Annotated in this window: 12 protein-coding genes and 1 pseudogene; 9 read left to right on the forward strand and 4 right to left on the reverse strand. The window is 39.2% G+C overall.

The window, feature by feature from the left end:
• Positions 1-76 precede the first annotated feature (76 nt).
• Positions 77-1,993 (reverse strand): threonine--tRNA ligase, encoded by a 1,917-nt coding sequence (gene thrS, locus AB1467_00585; GenBank protein MEW6294778.1) that lies wholly within the window; start codon positions 1,991-1,993, stop codon positions 77-79.
• 72 nt (positions 1,994-2,065) lie between these two features.
• Here thrS and AB1467_00590 point away from each other — a divergent pair, with 72 nt between their 5' ends.
• Positions 2,066-3,295, forward strand: a complete 1,230-nt coding sequence (locus AB1467_00590) for an Nre family DNA repair protein (GenBank protein MEW6294779.1) — start codon at positions 2,066-2,068, stop codon at positions 3,293-3,295.
• Here AB1467_00590 and AB1467_00595 read toward each other — a convergent pair.
• Complete coding sequence (locus AB1467_00595) at positions 3,292-3,765, reverse strand: hypothetical protein (protein MEW6294780.1); 474 nt, start codon at positions 3,763-3,765, stop codon at positions 3,292-3,294. The genes AB1467_00590 and AB1467_00595 overlap by 4 nt on opposite strands.
• A gap of 52 nt (positions 3,766-3,817) precedes the next feature.
• Entirely contained in the window at positions 3,818-6,103 is a 2,286-nt protein-coding gene (locus AB1467_00600) for a replication factor C small subunit (protein MEW6294781.1), read from the reverse strand.
• Positions 6,104-6,186: 83 nt separating this feature from the next.
• Here AB1467_00600 and AB1467_00605 point away from each other — a divergent pair, with 83 nt between their 5' ends.
• The 8 genes and pseudogenes from AB1467_00605 to AB1467_00640 all read left to right on the forward strand — a co-directional run bounded on the left by AB1467_00605 (position 6,187) and on the right by AB1467_00640 (position 15,121).
• On the forward strand, positions 6,187-10,125 hold the full coding sequence (locus AB1467_00605; GenBank protein MEW6294782.1) for a NosD domain-containing protein: 3,939 nt from the start codon (positions 6,187-6,189) through the stop codon (positions 10,123-10,125).
• 142 nt (positions 10,126-10,267) lie between these two features.
• Positions 10,268-10,630: a heavy metal-binding domain-containing protein gene (locus AB1467_00610; protein ID MEW6294783.1), complete on the forward strand. Its 363-nt coding sequence runs from the start codon at positions 10,268-10,270 to the stop codon at positions 10,628-10,630.
• Positions 10,631-10,636: 6 nt separating this feature from the next.
• Positions 10,637-11,170 carry a hypothetical protein gene (locus tag AB1467_00615; protein ID MEW6294784.1) on the forward strand — a complete coding sequence of 178 codons (534 nt, stop codon included), beginning with the start codon at positions 10,637-10,639 and terminating at the stop codon, positions 11,168-11,170.
• A 30-nt stretch (positions 11,171-11,200) separates the two neighbouring features.
• Positions 11,201-12,442 carry a tRNA (N(6)-L-threonylcarbamoyladenosine(37)-C(2))-methylthiotransferase gene (locus AB1467_00620; GenBank protein ID MEW6294785.1) on the forward strand — a complete coding sequence of 414 codons (1,242 nt, stop codon included), beginning with the start codon at positions 11,201-11,203 and terminating at the stop codon, positions 12,440-12,442.
• A 191-nt stretch (positions 12,443-12,633) separates the two neighbouring features.
• Positions 12,634-13,263: a hypothetical protein gene (locus tag AB1467_00625; protein ID MEW6294786.1), complete on the forward strand. Its 630-nt coding sequence runs from the start codon at positions 12,634-12,636 to the stop codon at positions 13,261-13,263.
• A pseudogene (locus AB1467_00630) lies at positions 13,260-14,192 on the forward strand (nucleotidyl transferase AbiEii/AbiGii toxin family protein). Before AB1467_00625 ends, AB1467_00630 begins: the two are co-directional and overlap by 4 nt.
• A 4-nt stretch (positions 14,193-14,196) precedes the next feature.
• Positions 14,197-14,487: a hypothetical protein gene (locus tag AB1467_00635; protein MEW6294787.1), complete on the forward strand. Its 291-nt coding sequence runs from the start codon at positions 14,197-14,199 to the stop codon at positions 14,485-14,487.
• Positions 14,488-14,500: 13 nt separating this feature from the next.
• Positions 14,501-15,121, forward strand: coding sequence for a hypothetical protein (locus AB1467_00640; GenBank protein MEW6294788.1), 621 nt, complete (start codon positions 14,501-14,503; stop codon positions 15,119-15,121).
• Positions 15,122-15,290: 169 nt separating this feature from the next.
• Here AB1467_00640 and AB1467_00645 read toward each other — a convergent pair whose 3' ends face one another.
• A complete protein-coding gene (locus AB1467_00645; protein ID MEW6294789.1) occupies positions 15,291-17,072 on the reverse strand; it encodes a PKD domain-containing protein in 1,782 nt (593 codons plus the stop codon).
• Positions 17,073-17,089: the final 17 nt, after the last annotated feature.

Genomic DNA, 17,089 nt, shown 5'->3' on the forward strand with positions numbered 1-17,089 from the left:
TATTGCACCCGTAATTAGAATTACTTTTCTTTATTTAAAGATATCTGGAATAAACTAAAATTAGAAAAAAATTTTTTCATTCAATTTCTTTTGCTTTAATTTTCTTGTTTAATTCGCTGATGAAGTCTTCAATTCTTGCATTCATTCTTACTTTTCCTGTCCTGTCCCTGACAGCAATTGTTCTGGCTTTTTCTTCTTTTTCGCCAACAGTGAGAGCAAAAGGCACTTTCTGCAATTGCGCCTGCCTTATCTTGTATGAAAGGGTTTCAGAACTGTCATCCAATTCAACCCTAAAGCCTTGCGCCCTCAATTCTTCTAAAACCTTTCCTGCATACTCATTGGATTTGTCGCTGACAGGCAAAACTACAATTTGCACTGGCGAAAGCCATAAAGGGAATTTTCCTTCATAATGCTCTACCAGAATTCCAATAAATCTCTCAAGGCTTCCAAGCAATGCCCTGTGAATCATTACAGCTGAATGCTTTTTGCTGTCCTCTCCAATATATGTTGCCTCAAACCTTTCAGGCATCTGAAAATCCAGTTGAATTGTAGCGCACTGCCACATCCTTCCAATCGAGTCCTTTATGCTGAAATCAATTTTCGGGCCATAGAATGCTCCCTCGCCTTCTTGAACCTTGAATTTTATTCCTTTTTTCTGCAGTGAATTCTTCAAGGCATTTTCTGCCTTCTCCCAGAGCGCAGGGTCACCCATTGCCTTTTCAGGCTTGGTGCTCAATGCAACCTCATAATCAAAATTGAATACTTTTTTGTAGATATACTCAGCGAAATCAATTAATCCAATTATCTCTGATTCCATCTGCTCTGGAGTGCAGAAGATGTGCGCGTCATCCTGCGAGAACTTCCTTACCCTGAACAGGCCTCCTAATACTCCACTTAATTCATTCCTGTGCAATACAGCGAAATCAGCAATCCTTAAAGGAAGGTTCCTGTAGCTCTTCATCCCGTTCTTGAAAATTATTATGTGCGAAGGGCAATTCATTGGCTTTAACGAGAAAGTCCTGCCTTCAATATCCAAGAAAAACATGTCGTCCTTGTAGTGCTCCCAGTGCCCGCTCTGCTCCCACAAACCCTTGCTGTAAAGCAAGGGGGTTATTACCTCCTTGTAATCCCTTTTACTGTATTCTTGCCTCAAAAAAGAAATCAGTTCATTGAAAATTATTGCGCCTTTAGGGTGAAAGAAAGGCATTCCAGGAGAACATTCATTAAAGCTGTAAAGGTCTAATTCCCTTCCAATTTTTCTATGGTCCCTTTTGGCTGCCTCTTCCTTCATCTTTACGAATTCATCCAGTTCCTTCTGCGAAGAAAAAGCAGTTCCATAAATCCTCTGCAGTGCCTCCCTTTTTTCGTCTCCCTTCCAGTAAGCAGCAGCAGTTGAAAGAAGCTTGAATGCCTTCAAGTATTTAGTGCTCGGAATGTGGGGGCCCCTGCACAAGTCAACAAAATTGCCTTGCCCGTACACTGAAATTTTTTCGTCTTTCATTTCCTGCAGCAATTCAACCTTAAATCTTTCCCCCCTCTTTTCAAAAAACTTTATTGCATCCCTTGCATTCAATTCCTTTCTCTCAAGCTTCAAGTCCTTTTTTGCCAGTTCCTTCATCTTCTCTTCAATTTTTTTCAAGTCTTCAGGAGTGAAAGGCTCTTTTTTCTCGAAATCATAATAGAATCCTTCCTCTATTATGGGCCCAATGCCTAATTTTATTTCAGGCCATAATTCCTTTACTGCTTGAGCCATCAAGTGCGAGGCAGAATGCCTTAAAATATTTCTTCCTTCAATTGAATCAATTGTAATTACCTGCACTTTTGCATTCGACTCAATTTTTGCATTCAAGTCAACTAATTCTTCGTTCACTTTTCCTGCGACTGCATCCTGAGCCAGCTTCTTCCCTATCTTTTCTGCTAACTCAAGGACTGTAATGCCTTTCCTGAACTTCTTTTTTGAGCCGTCAGGGAAAGTCAGCTCAATTTCAGCCATTTTGTTTTCACTTAAAATTTCTTCTTGGAATTAAATTAAAACCCTTTCCCTTCAGAACTAAATTGTGGGTTTATGATCTCTGGAGGGCAGTGCATTAAATGCAAGGGTCGTCTATTCTGTGGCCTAAAGTCCTGCCCAGTCCTTGAAAGATTCAATTCACTCAAAAAGATTTCCTTCCTTACAAGAGCAAAAAGCTTTTCAGGGAACAGCCCTCCCTCGCTTTTTGTCTCCTGGAAGAATTACCCTGACATCTCAATTGCACCTCTAACGCCACCGCAATTAATGCATGAATCCTCTTTATTGGACAAGCCAGAGCAATGGTATGGAATGCAGCAAGAGCAGATAATTGAAATGCGCTCTCTCCTTGTAAGTCCTTTCACTAAAACGCAGATCGAAAGCGCTTCAAGGCCTGACAGAAAGCTTTCAGAATTGCAGGAAATGGTCATGTCTGAAAAGCCTGTTGAATTGTCAATTGAATTAAAGAAAGAAATAAGACCAACCTTATCATTTGACTCCTTTGTTGCGCCTATAGGCCCAAGCGCCCCACTCAAAAAATTTTCATTGAACGAAAACCCTAAAATCCCCAAGAAGGTCGACTACATTGTCTCAGACACAGACCTAAAATCAACTAATGCCCTGCAGGAATTATACGAAAGCGATTTTGCTGTATCTTACCTCCAGAAAATTCTTTCAGCAGGCCTGCTCGGAAGAAAAAGAGAGAGAAAAATGGTTCCAACAAGGTGGGCTATAACTGCAGTTGACTCAAACCTTTCAAGCAAAATGCTCAAAGAAATAAAATACTCCCCTCAAATTGAATCAATAGAATTATTTGAGTCAATCTATTTAGACAATCATTTCATCATACTCTTGATTCCGTCTTCCTGGATGTTCGAGCAACTGGAAGCCTGGCTTCCACAAGGCATCTGGACACAAAAAGAAGTCAAGCCCCAAATAATTGCAGATTACGAATTATTTAAAGGCAGAAAGGATTACGCCTCAAATGTTACCGGGGCATACTATTCATCCCGACTTGCAGTGTGCGAGTACCTGCAGAAGAAAAAAAGGCAGGCAGCAGCAGTAATTTTCAGAGAGATAGGCTCAGGCTATGCTGTGCCCATGGGCGTGTGGGTCATAAGGGAGACAGTAAGGAGGGCGTTCAAGAAAAAGCCAGCAGTCTTTTATGACCTGAACCTTGCCTTGAATTATGCAGAAAAGAAACTGCATATTTCCCTGGCAGAATACAAGAAAGAATCAAAAGTCCTCAAAGAAATTCAATCCCAAAAAAAGCTCTCAGAATTTTAAGGTCGGCCCCCAATTATATTGCCCAAATCATCCAGTTTCAGTTCATAGAACTTGTCTTCTGCCTTTATGAACGCACGCCAGTAATTCTCTTTCCTCTCAAAATCAATCACAGTAAAAACAAGGTTAGGGTAATGGTCTGCAAGAAACTGCATTAATTTCTGTTTTGCCTTCTCCTTTTCAGCCTCTCTTCGGGCTTCCTTCTGCTTCTCGAATTCACTGAATTCCTGCAATTGCTTGCTCTCAACCTCCTGGCCCCTATGAGAAAAAAGATAAGCGTCAAGGGCACTGTACAATCCAACAATAAAATAGGATGACATCGCAGCATACCACTGCATGTTCATTAAAAAAATCAGGCTCAGGGCGCTCCCGAAAGCAACCAACAGCACAACAATTCCATGCAAGTACTGCTTGTGAATAATCTGGCCTGAGCCAGGCACGAGAAAGCCGCAGACCGCTTCAAGCAAGCCCATAAAATTGCACCTAAATTAGTACAGCATTACACTATAAAAATCCAAGCCTTAATTACTTCTTGTACTTCATGAACTGAGCTATGAGGGCCTCCAATTGAATTCTCTCGTTTGCGCCTTCCACCAAACGGAAATTGTATTCTCCAACTGTATCAATCAAGTCGATTTTAGTCTTGCCGTCCAACTCCTTTTCATCCATTGCAATTAGCTCACGGTACAACTGCAGAATAATATCTTCACCGCTCATTCCGTGCTCGTACAACAAGGCATCAAGCTTCTCCCTTGCCTCCAAAAACTTCCTGTTCAAGGCCAGCTTGATCAGCTCTTTAATTTCCTCTGGCTTTGCCGTACTGCTCACATCAAAAATTATTTTCTCTGTAATGCTTTTGCCCATTGAGGCTCCTGACTGAAGCACATTTATTGCCTTCCTTAAATCGCCCTGGGAAGCATAAATTATTGCCTTGAAAGCCTTCTCATCCACTTTCAGGCCCTCAATCTTTTCAATGCTCTTAAGCTTTTCCTCAATCTCTTTTGTGCTCAAAGGCTTGAACCTGAAAACCACACACCTTGACTGTATAGGCTCAATTATGCGTGAAGAATAATTGCACGACAAAATAAACCTGCATGTTCTCGTGTACTTTTCCATTGTCCTCCTCAAGGCCTGCTGGGCGTCAGCAGTCAAGGCATCAGCCTCATCCAAGAAGATAATCTTAAAATCAGAGTCAAAAGCTATTGTTCTCGCAAAATCCTTTATGGTCTTCCTTACAACATCTATCCCGCGATCGTCACTATTATGCAAAAGTATTGGTGTTGTGCCACCCCAGAACATTTCGCTTCCAGGCACTGAAACGTCATAAACGAAATCATTGTATTCTTCAAATTCAATTTTTTTGATTTGAATGCTTGAAAGAGGCGATTCAATCAACCTCTTTAATTCTTTGTTTGGGATGCCATTCTTTTTGATGAATTCCTTCAGCAGTTTCTTTGAAATTCTCTTGCTTTTCTTTCCGTACAATGAATGCCTGAAATAATTCCTGAAATCAATTCTTGTTTTCTCAAATGCTTTAATGAAAGGCTCTACCGGAAGAAGTTCTGTTTTAATATAAGAATAGGTTGGAAGCTCCCACACAAGCCTGCACTCTTGCTTAAACACAGAGGAATCAATGCCGGTAATTCTAGCCAACCAAGCAATATCAATTAAATTCTCTTTTGATCGCGAAGAATACCTTACATATTCATTCCATTTTCCAGTTGCGTCGCCCATATAGCCTTTGAAGAAAGATATTCTGTTCTGAATTGTTGCTGAAAAAAAGAAATCAGGAGTTCTTTTTGTAGTTGCTTTCTTGACTTCTGCTCCATTATAAAAATGGTTCCTGAAAAACTGTGCCAGCTGGTTGTTGAATGCCCTTACTTGAATTGAAGAAAGCCTGCTTCTATCAAAGCCTGAAGCACCTAATTTTGTTTGCGATTCAATGCCAAAACTGCTTTTAATCAAATCTTTTACTTTGAATGCAGTCTCTTTTTCGTGGGGGTAACCTAAAGTAAAAATTGTCACCCCGCTGGTATAACCATTCCTTATAGAAGTGCATCCTTCAGCCAAGTACATTCCGTTAAGCCAAGATAATTCTTCATCCAACTCCATGTTATCAAGAACTGTTTTTATTTTTGGGTTCTTTATGTTTCCGCTCCTCAAAGGATTAAATAGTGTTGGCTTAAATTTCTCTAAATCCAATACTGTCTTTTCGCCTTCAATTTCTTCAGCAAAGCTTATTAGCAGGTCGCCTTGCCTTAATTCTGAAACCTCTTTTGATGAAAGCCTGCCTTCAGAATCAATTACTATTAATGAATGATTTAAGCTAGTCCTTATGCTACCACCCTCATACTTGATTCTTGCAATTTTTTCCACTTTATGCCTTGAAACATTCTTTACTGGCATGAATTTTAAGTTATAGTCTTTGTCAACAGAAAGAATTTCAAGGTCTTTTGGATAAGCATATTTTTCATTATTCTTCTTGAAATATTTCTGTGCCAGTTCTCCAAAATTAGTTCTCTTTATTTTTCCTTTAATTCTAACAAGCACTGGCGTTTCAGGGGCAACACTCGCATTCAATTCCAAGAAATTCCTTTCGAACTCCTTTCCATACAATTCCTTTGCCATTGCAACAGCACAAGAAGTCTTTCCTACGCCGGCAGGACCAGAAAAAAGCAGGTTTGGTGAGTTCCTGTTCTTAACGTAAGACTCAAGCCTTTTCACGACCTCCTCCTGGCCTACGACCTCATTCAGTTTCTCAGGCCTGTACTTTTCAACCCAAGGCATTCCCTCCAAATCCTTCTCCTTCATAAAAAAAACCCTGATAATTTTCTTGCAAGATAATTGTTTTAAAGGCTACTATTTATAAACAATAATAATAATAATAGTTTAGCATGAAGAAAGCAATTCTTTTAATTTTTTTTACTTTGTTTTTGTTTAGCTTTGTTTCTGCTCAGACCCAATACATTAATTCTTGCAGGGCATTAGACCAGCCTAACACAACTTATGTTTTAACTCAAGATGTTTCCTCTGCAGACAGTTGTTTTTTTGTTTATGGAGACAACATTACTTTGGATTTGAATGGACATAAAATAACTTATGCTACAGGCTCCAAACAAAACAGTTGTTCCACCTACATTGGAACTGTCAGCGGTAACATCTGTCATTATGCAGTTTATAATTCTGATAACCCGACAACAATTCCTGATACTCCAGCCCCTTACAATGGTCGCTGGAATTTAATGGCCAATAATTTTACTCTAAAGAATGGCATAATAGGGCAAGGAAACGGCGGGGCTTCACACTCTACTGCAATTTATTGGGCAAGCTCTAATGCTGAATTCGCTAATCTTACTGTTACAGTGAACGGAAATGATTCCGATAATCTTTATACTACTGGAAGTAATCACATTCACCACAATAATTTTATTAATGAGAGCACAGTTGTAACTAATCGCCATCAAGGAAGAGAGGTAATTTACAGTAGTGGGACTGATTCACTGATTCATGACAATAAAATTGTGGGAGGCCCCCAAAATGGTATTAGAACAGGGAGCTTTTTGGCAAGATCAACAGCCAAAATTTACAGGAATGACATCAGACATAATGCAGTTGTTACAAACCCTTACGGAATAACTGTATTATTGGCTGACAACTATGAAGTCTATGACAACAATATTATTCCAGTTAACGGTAGAGGCATAATGCTTTGGGAGTCTCATTATGGAAAGATCTATAATAATTATATTGAGGTCAAAGACCTTCCAAACGGGGAATATGCTCAGGGACTACAAAGTACTGGCATAAGGTTAAGGCAAGGGGCAAGTTACAATAAAATTTACAATAATACTATTATTGCTATTGCAGGCGAGCCTTATACTCATGCAATAGGCTTAAGGCCCTCGACAGTATACAGTAGCCCTACTTACAATGAGTTTTATGATAATAATGTTACAGCAATAACTACTTCTCCAAACTTTAAGGCTGAAGCAGTATCAATTGAACAACCACTTCCAATGACTTACCCTTCAAGGGAGGTTTTTCGTAATAATATACTCACAAGTAACAATGTCAATATAGCTTTAGGAGAATATGACGGTGGAGCCATGGGGGTAGAATTTATTTCCAATAAACTGATCAAAGGAAGCAATCCAATTAATTATAATATGATTACTGTGGGCTATGATGTTGTTAATGTCTCTGATGTAAACCTTTTGGATTCAACTTTTGAAAACGGCGCAAGTTATAACAATGTGTTATTTCAAGGAACAGGCGCGCAAAGAATCATTACAATTCAATGGTATCTTGACATTTTAGTTCAAAACCAGTCAGGAACTCCTCTTTCAGGTGCTGTGGTTTCAATTAAGGATTCAACTGGAGCAACAGTTTTTTCAGGCACAACCGATGCAACAGGAAAGGTTAGGGCCATATTGACTCAATACACGCAAAACCCTTCAGGCAAAACTTATTTTACGCCACACACTGTCACTGCGACTTATTCAAGCGTAAGTACATCAAGTACTATTATAATGGATTCAAGTAAAAGTATTACTTTAACATTAAATTTAACGCCGTGCACTTCAGGCCAAACAAGGGCTTGTTCTATTGCACATCAGGGAGTTTGTGCTGTTGGAACAGAAACTTGTGTTTCTGGTTCTTGGACTGGCTGTCCTGCGCCTCAGACTGAAACCTGTAATAATTTGGATGATGATTGTGATAGTTTAATTGATGAGTTTTTAAGCAGGTCTTGCAGTGTTGCCCACGTTGGTGCTTGTGCTGTTGGAACTGAGTCTTGTTCTGCTGGCTCTTGGAACGGATGTCCTGTGCCTACTGCGGAAGTTTGTTCTGATTCAATAGACCAGAATTGTGATGGCTCTGATACTATTTGTTCTGTGTGCCCTCAAGGTCAAATTACCTTTAGGTGTTTGTGTGGAAGTACTGCTTATAGTTCTGGTTACTGTTGCAATAATGCATACCAGACTACGCCTTGCGGGACTCAGGCGTGTGTTCCAAATACTGTTTGTACTACTTCGCAGAACTGTCCTGGAACTTGTAATTCGCAAGGGACTTTGTGCATTGATGACCAGAACGATAATTGTCCCCCGCAACAAGGGAACACTTTAACATTTCAAGAGGGCGATGGAGGAAATTTTAGCACTACATATGATTCCAGTTTGAGAGAGAATTCCCCCAACAATGGCTCAGAGAATTTAATAAGAATTCACAATCTTCCCATTCATGGAATAATTGTGTTTCCTAATATAATAGGAAACAGTGCAGGACAACTTCTACCGAATTCTGTTATTGTTTCTGCTGAACTAAGCTTTTATGTTGAAAGTGTTAGCACTCCAGCCAAGACCTTATTGTTTTCTAGGGTCATTGATGTGAATAATGATAGTATTCCTCTTGCTGATTCTATTAGTACTTGGGTGAAAAGAAATAATAGTAGTAATTGGATTAATGCTGGAGGAGATTACACAAATGAAGGATCGGCAGAAGTAGTTGTTTCAACTGCAGGAAATTATGTGATAAATGTAACTTCTACAGTACAATATTGGGTTAATAATTATAGTTTAAAGCAAGATGTTGTGCAGGGATGGATAATAAAATACAAGGCAGGAGAAGGTGATACTTACCTGCGTTCAAGTGAGCATTCAAACCAAACCACAAGACCAAAACTTACAGTAAATTATTCACTACAGCAACAATGTATTCCTGACTGGCAGTGTGGCTCATGGAGTCAATGCTTGAATGGAAGCCAGACAAGAAATTGCACTGACTTAAATGCCTGTGATCCAAATAATCTTATAAGAATTGAAAGTCAGGCTTGTGGTTCTTGTACTTCAGGTCAAACTCAAAGCTGTACAACAGAAAGTTGTGCTGGAACTCAAACTTGTTCTAATCTGAATGTTTGGGGCTCCTGCGTGAAGCAAGACTTGTGCTGTGGTGTTTCATGCAGTGATGGAAGCGATTGTACTACAGATTCTTGCAGTGCAGGCCAATGTTCTTTCTCTCCTATTCCTAACTGCGGTACAGGTAGGGGGGGCGGTGGTGGTTCTGGTGGCGGCGGGGGGCTTCCATCGCAGAAAGAGTTTTTGGTAGAATTAAATCCTTCTCAAGTTAAGATTGGAGAAAATTTTACTGTTACAGTAAAGGATTCTAGTTCAAGGAATACTGTGGAGAATGCTTCTGTTTCTTATGCTAAGAATTCAAAGTTTACTAGTATTTTGGGTATAGTGGAGTTTACTGCAGTGCAAGGCTATTCTCTTGTTACTGTGAAGAAGGACGGATACAAGAATAATACTGTTAGAATAACTATTGTAACAGAGCCTGTTTCTTTGTGTGGCAATTATGTTTGTGATTTGGGTGAGAGCCATGGTAATTGTGCTTCTGATTGTCCTGCTGGAAAGAAGCTTAGGGTGAGCACTGAGAAGGCTAGCGTGAGTTCAGGAGAAACTTTAAATGTTGTTGTTACTGACGAGAATGGTAATTCTGTAGATAAAGCGAAAGTTGTTTACGCCGGAAAAAGTTATTTGACTGATATTGAAGGCTTGACTTCTTTTACTGCTGTAAAGGGTTATAGTATTGTTACTGCTAGTAAGGAGGGCTTTGAGCCAGCTTCTACAATACTGAAGTTTATTACTGCAGTAAAACCAGAATGCGGAAACAATAAGTGCGACGAAGGCGAGACAGCAGAAAGCTGCCCGAGAGACTGCAAGCAGGAGATTGTAGACTTAATGCCTTTCACTGCTGCAGGAATTGCATTAATACTAATAGTATTATTTGTTGTGATAGTTATTAAGGAAAAAAATAAAATTTCTCCTAAAAAATAATTTTTAATAATTAGAATTGAAACCTTGTCAAGAAGAGCTGGTTCTTGACAAATTTCAATCCACTGATTGAAGATCAGTGGAATTGAAACCTTTTAAAATTGATTGCAGGAATACTATTTAATAAAATTTGTGCGTGAATTGAATGCCTGAAGAGAAAACAGAAAAAGAAAAGGGAGTGCACATTGTTTCAACGCCTTTTGTTCCAAGGCACAAGATAACAGAAGTCAAAGGCCTTGTGTGGGCCAGCACAGTCAGGTCAAAATTCTTTTTGGACGACCTGAAGGCCTGGGCCAGAATGCTTGCAGGCGGGGAAGTAAAAGAATACAGGGAGCTCTTAAATGAAGCCCGCAGGGACATCCTCAAAAAATTGAACGACAACGCAAAGGAATTAAATGCAAATGCGGTAATAAGTGTTGTACTCAACACTGCACCAATTGTTCCGGGCACAGTGGAAATCCTTGCTTACGGGACAGCAGTGATATTTGAAAGGGAATACTCAAAGTGAACTTGAATGGATAAAACAAAAGCAGCAAAAATAATTGTTTTGTTTGTAATATTCTATGCAGTGCTTTACTTTCTCCCCTACATTACCCCGCTTCATAAATGGGATTTCTGGGGCATTACAAGAGCAGATTATACCTTCTTCCTGATTCCAATTCCAGGCTTCTTTTTCCTTTATTTCATCATAAACTGGATTGACGAATTCTTTGAAACAGACTTAGGGCATACCCCTGCCCTTCCCTTAATATTTGTAGTCCTTTCCTTTATTGCATTCTACGCGCAATTATATTTTTACTGGGGCAATTTTGCTTCCTTAAGCGGTGGAAGCACTAAAGTAATAATCTGGCTTTTCTCCCAGCCGACAGCAACAGAATGCGCTTCCAACATCTGCCTTGACTACTTCAACTATCTTGTATCTTCAGCATTCCTCGTGTTCGTGTTCGCAGGCATATTCGGCTGGCTTTCCCACATGATTGCAGAGCACTGGACTAAAACAAAAGAAGAAAAGAAAGAAAGCAAAGAAAAACACAGCAAAAAAGAATAATTCTGCCTGGAATTTTTGTGGTGAATTAATTTGAAGAAATTTTATCTTGAATCATACGGCTGTTCACTGAACAAGGCAGACAGCCAGGCAATAAAAGCCCTCCTGAAAGAAGAAGGCTTTACAGAAGCAAGGCCAGAAAAAGCAGGAATCATAATAATAAATGCCTGCGCTGTAAAAGAGCACACAGAAAACAGGATGATTAAAAGAATAAGAGAATTAATGCAGGCAAAAGAAAGGAATGCAAGGCTTATTGTCTTCGGCTGCCTTGCAAAAATCAACCCTGAAAGAGTGAAAGCAATTTCAGGAAAAATAATATTAATTGAACCTTCTTTAAAAAAATTGTCTGACTTCCTAAAAATAAAAAGAAAAGAATTCTCTCCACTGCTCGCGCAGTGCAGGGAGAACAAGATAATTTCAATTATTCCTATTGCCAGAGGCTGCCTTTCAGCGTGCGCTTACTGCGCAGTAAAAAAAGCCCGCGGTCCGCTTAAAAGTTATCCAGTAAAAGAAATAAAGAAAGCATTTGAAAGAGAAGTAAAAGAAAGCATGGAGATATGGATTACAGCGCAGGACTGCGGCTGCTACGGCTTTGATTTGGGAACAAGCCTGCCTGCACTAATAAAAGAACTCCTGAAAACTAAAGGAAATTACAGGGTAAGAGTGGGAATGATCAACCCCCAGCATCTCAAGAAGTTTTTTCCCTCTTACATTAAATTATTCAAGGATGAAAGGCTGTACAGATTCTTTCACATTCCGGTTCAATCAGGCTCAAACAGGATCCTTAAATTAATGAACAGAAATTATAATGCAGAAGAATTCATTGAATTAGTGAAAAGAATAAGGGGAAAATTTCCAAGAGCAACAATTGCAACAGATGTAATCGCAGGCTTTCCCTCAGAAACAGAAAAAGAATTCAATGAAACCCTTCAATTAATAAAAAAGCTTAAGCCTGACATTGTGAACATCTCGCGCTTTGGTATAAGGCCTGACACGCAGGCAGAAAAAATGGAAGGCCAAATTCACGGAAGAATAAAAAAAGAGAGGAGCAGGATTCTTTCCTTGCTTTGCAGGAAGATTGCATTAGAACAGAATAAAAAATTTATTGGAAGAATAGAGGAATGCCTTGTGTCAGAGAAGGGAGCAAAAAAAGGCTTTATTGCGCGCACTTCATCCTATAAGCCTGTTGTTATTCAGGATAACCTGCTTGGGGAATTCGTGAAATTGAAAATCACTGAAGCAAAGCCCACTTACTTGGTGGGAACGGTATTATAACAAAAAACTGCCAAAAAGCAATGGAGAAGAAATCCGAGCAACTGAACCTGCTGCAGGAAATAATAACACAAGAACTTGAAAAGAGAGGCGTTGACATGGAAGGGATAACAAAAATACTGGCGGCAAAAGGATGAAAAACAAGCAATAGTTTTATATTACAATTATATTATTATGATATAATAGTGATATGAATGAAATACAGCCTTTTTGTTAGGAAACTTTTGCTTAGGAAGGAGCGCTTTATTTCAAGCGAAGAACTGAAAGAAGAATGCGCAAAGTTAAAAATGCCTTATGTCAAGGCAATCAGATACCTGTATTTGTACAGGTATATTGTGCGAATTGTCCGGGGATTCTTTTACATTCCTACAGTTGAAGAAAGAAAATACCATACAGGCGGGCCAAATTTTTTTGAAGCAATTGTCAGGGCAATGGAGCACAAGAAAATAAAGAATTGGTATTTCGGTCTGGAAACCGCCATAAAAATGAATGCAATTACCCACGAGGTGTTTACTATTGATTATGTTGTTTCCGACGCTATTTTTCGGCCAAGGCCCATAGAGATTCTCGGCCGCAGGGTAAGATTCGTTAAATTGAGCAAGAGCCTTTTTGGTTTTGGCATAAAAAAAGAGTCTATTCCATATTCTGACTTGGAAAAAACAATCCTGGATTTAATCCACCTAAAGAAATATGCAGGCAGACCCAACAAGACAATAAGGGATTATTTGATTGAATGGGCTGACGAAGCAAACAAGAACAAGCTCAAAAAGTATTCAAAGCACTACAGCAAATCAGTCAGAAAAGCACTAGAGGAATTGAAATGATTGAAAAAGAAACACTGAACTGGCTGTCAGACAAGCTCAAAATACAAAACATTGCTCTGATAGAAAAAGACCTTTTGCTGCAAGGTCTGCTCAACGAATTATCAAAATCAGAGTATTTTACGGAAAATTTTGTCTTCAAGGGCGGCACCTGCCTAACCAAAACGTACTTTGGCTATTACCGGTTTTCTGAAGACCTTGATTTTACCTGGTTAAACAAAAAAGCTTTTGAAGGAAAAACAGAAAACTAAATCAGGAAAATGCTTTCAAAAGAAATAAACAAAATAATGGAACTGCTTACAGCTGCCGCAAAACAATTAGACCTTGACTTCAAGGCAGAAAAATCAAACAAGCATTATGTCCAGCTAGGCGGTAGCAATCGCTTCACAACATTCAAATTCTGGTACAAACCAGCTGATTCAGAAAAAGAAACATTCATAAAAATCCAATTAAACTTTGTAGAAAAAATTGTCCACCAGCCACACAAACACCCATTGGTTGCCATAGCAAAAGAGCACGCAGAAGATTTCGAGTACCTTTACCCACAATACATCCCAATGGCGACCAAAAGCCCAGAATTCTATTGCTATGACTTGAAAGAAATCGCCTCGGAAAAAATCAGGGCACTGCTTACAAGAAGAGGCTTCAAGGCAAGAGACATTATTGACTTGTACATGCTCGCAAAAAAAGACATTACAATAAAATCAGTCAAGCCAATGGCTTTTGAAAAAACCAAATTTATGCTCCGCTACCTCAAATACGCCGAACACTTAAAGCACAAGCACTTTGACGAAAACTTCAGGCTCGAAGAAGAACGAAACCTGTTAGTAAAACAGCCACGCAAAGACTTTGAAAAATTTGCTGTTGAAACAATCAAAGAACTCAATGAGGTTGCGGAAGAATTCAGGAACAAATTAAAAGAAAAGGTCTGAGATTATGAAAAAAGAATATCCTGTGCAACAGGTCGTGAACTGGTTTTTTGGAAACTATTGCACAAGAAAATGCCTCGAAAACGAAGAACAATTGTTTAAGTGCAGGCAAAAGCTTGAAGCATTTGCAGAAAAACACGCTGGTCAAATTCGCCATAGAGAATTCCTACAGCTAATGCAAGAGGGCTTGAACATTTGCGAACTGCCAGCAGAACAAAAAACCAAAGCAATAAGCTACAAAGAATTCGCAGAAAAACAAGGCCTTTGCCCATTATGCAAAAAACTTGGGATCTACTAAGAACATGATTTTTATGAATCTTGAAAACTTTTCTTTGAAGAACATTTACGATTTAACGAGAATTCTGCGTGTTCCCCGTGAAAAAATCGAGTTTGTTTATCCACAACAAATAATTGACATAATGAATTCAACAGACAAAAAAGTTGCCGTTCATTTGTATCCATTGAAATTCTCAAAACCAAAGAAAGAACGCTTGCTGGATTATGACAAATGGGGTTATCATCAAATTTGCCTTGCCATTAAAGACAACCTGATTTATTGCTGTTTGGGCCATGGAGACTCCAGCGGGTCAAGAGAGCTTCACAACCAAATGACTGAACTTCTTATGCAAAACAAAAAGCTGCGAGAAGAAACACCAACAGCAGTGCTTGTAACATTCAAAGGAAACGTCATGGCTTATTATTTCTACAAAAAATACGCTTACTTGAATGAAGATATTGGCAGCAACTGGAAAATTGGGTTAGGAAAAGAACTGGCAAAAGCACGCATTCCTTTCTCCCAAAGAAGAATTTTGGACGAAGGCCGAGAAATAATATTCAAGACCGCCCAAAAAGAAACCATCATCTTCAGAGCACTCGAAGAAGAACTGATAAAACCATGGCAAATTGCCATCAAAAATGATATGCTAAAATAACCAAGTATCTTGTTAAAACCCATAACATATTCAGCAACTGAATAATTCAGTTAGTGAATACTATTTTTTGATTATGAACCTGCTGTAAATTACTATAACAAATTGGATTGGAGTCTGTGGCTAATTTTGTTGAAACTCCACATATACATTTCTGTTGGCGATGATGAGGTTATCCCCTAAAATAAAAAATCGCTAAAAATATAATCAAAATCAGCGGAATAAAAAAATAGTTTATTTCAGGCGCATTAACTGGCCTTATGGGCACCAAAGACATGTCCTTGTAGGCGTAATTATTATTTGTGTTCTGCTCTTCTGGGGGGGAAGTAACATTCAATTCAAGCATGTACAATTTCTGCTTCAAGCCCGGCGCTTCCACAGCCAAATCAATTAAACCAGAATTATAAGAGAAGTTCTCGCTTCCAGCAAAGCTGTGCGCTATTGTTTTGTTCAATACAATCTGGTTTGATGTTGTGTCCCTCATTAAAAGCCTTATTTCCTGGTTAGGCCTTGCATCAGGAGTCAGATTAATTATGTCTGCTGTCACAGTAAACTTGCTTGAAGTATTATAATCCTTTGGCGGGTCCACATAAAAATTCTTTATTTCAAAAATGTCCCCAATAATTGGCTTAATTCTAACCCTGATTGAAGCAGAGCCCGTCTCCCCAATTGAATCCACAGCCCTCAAGGTAATATTATGGTCTCCTGGCGTCAGGCTGTTGTATTGGAAGTCTTCTGCAGTAGAAATTACCCCCTGCTTGTTTGAATCCCAGGAAACAGTGTAAGGATAACCGTAAGCTGTTACAGTTCCAGCGAAATTTATTGTTGTTCCATCCAAGAATTCTGCTCCATTCGCAGGAGCATCAATTATTACCTGCAGGCTCCTGAACTGCTGGAACCTGAAGGTCGCCTCATAATAGTTTGAATTATTCCACGTGTTTCCGTTATCAGGAGAAAAAGTGTGAACGCTCCTTGTTCCATCAAAAGTAATGCTTAAAAGATTTGAGTCAGAGGTATCAGTGCTTGGACGATTAAAAGCCCAGTTATTGCTTGCATCACAAGAAGGGCACTTCAAGTAAATCCTATACTCTTTCAGTGCATCAAGCGGTACAATAGAAGGAAGCACTGCATCTTTCCATGCATAAGAAGCAGAAAAAGCAGGGGCCTCTGAAGCCCTTGCAAGAACAACATCAAATTCCTGCTTTAAATCAGTAATATTATATAAAACTACATTAAGGTCTGCAGGACTACCAAAAGACCTCAAATAAAATCCAACAGACCTGACATTAATTGAAGTAAAGGGGATGAATTCTTCCCCTGACCTCTCGCTTCCAGAAAATCTTTCGTCACTAAACAACTTGAATGGCACCCCCTCACATGTTCCATCAGTAAAACAAACCATATAAATAGGCTGGTATTGCTTGAATGCAGTCCAAGTGATTCCATCAAAATAGGAAGTCCTCTGGTTTAAGTCGAGAACCTGATACAATGGCGTCATGTGATTGTTTGTAGAGCCTTCTTTCACTGTAATATACCCTGCCCCGCTAACAAATTCTACTACAACATGATAGCACTGCCCTGCACTCACATTATATTTAGGGTCAGGCATTATTGCATAGTTCCAGCCGTTATTATTAACAAGAATATCACGCTGTGCAAGCCATGAACTGCCAGGGAAACCGTTTGCTTCAGAGCAGTCCTTTAATCCAACCTTATAAGTTGCCCCTCCACCGAAAACACCATAAACATAAAATGAAACGCTCCTTACAGTCTTTGAGTCCTGTGCAGTGAACCTCATTGCAAAAGCTTTTGTTAAATCAATATTAGGGGACGAGATAACATTTGTCATTACGAATTCGTTGCCGTAATACCCCGGCGTAGGGTCAGCTGAAACCAAACTGAAATAAAAAGAAAAAAAGCAAAATACAATTGCCGGAAACAATAATCTTTTCATGCTGTAATCTAATGCTA

Source organism: Candidatus Diapherotrites archaeon (genome assembly GCA_040755695.1).
In the GTDB taxonomy this organism is placed as follows: Archaea; Iainarchaeota; Iainarchaeia; order Iainarchaeales; family 1-14-0-10-31-34; genus JBFMAK01.

Coding starts and splice junctions, on each gene's coding strand:
- thrS (MEW6294778.1), bottom strand. CDS start 1,993: ATGGCTGAAATTGAGCTGACTTTCCCTGACGGCTCAAAAAAGAAGTTC.
- AB1467_00590 (MEW6294779.1), top strand. CDS start 2,066: ATGATCTCTGGAGGGCAGTGCATTAAATGCAAGGGTCGTCTATTCTGT.
- AB1467_00595 (MEW6294780.1), bottom strand. CDS start 3,765: ATGGGCTTGCTTGAAGCGGTCTGCGGCTTTCTCGTGCCTGGCTCAGGC.
- AB1467_00600 (MEW6294781.1), bottom strand. CDS start 6,103: ATGAAGGAGAAGGATTTGGAGGGAATGCCTTGGGTTGAAAAGTACAGG.
- AB1467_00605 (MEW6294782.1), top strand. CDS start 6,187: ATGAAGAAAGCAATTCTTTTAATTTTTTTTACTTTGTTTTTGTTTAGC.
- AB1467_00610 (MEW6294783.1), top strand. CDS start 10,268: ATGCCTGAAGAGAAAACAGAAAAAGAAAAGGGAGTGCACATTGTTTCA.
- AB1467_00615 (MEW6294784.1), top strand. CDS start 10,637: ATGGATAAAACAAAAGCAGCAAAAATAATTGTTTTGTTTGTAATATTC.
- AB1467_00625 (MEW6294786.1), top strand. CDS start 12,634: ATGAAATACAGCCTTTTTGTTAGGAAACTTTTGCTTAGGAAGGAGCGC.
- AB1467_00635 (MEW6294787.1), top strand. CDS start 14,197: ATGAAAAAAGAATATCCTGTGCAACAGGTCGTGAACTGGTTTTTTGGA.
- AB1467_00640 (MEW6294788.1), top strand. CDS start 14,501: ATGAATCTTGAAAACTTTTCTTTGAAGAACATTTACGATTTAACGAGA.
- AB1467_00645 (MEW6294789.1), bottom strand. CDS start 17,072: ATGAAAAGATTATTGTTTCCGGCAATTGTATTTTGCTTTTTTTCTTTT.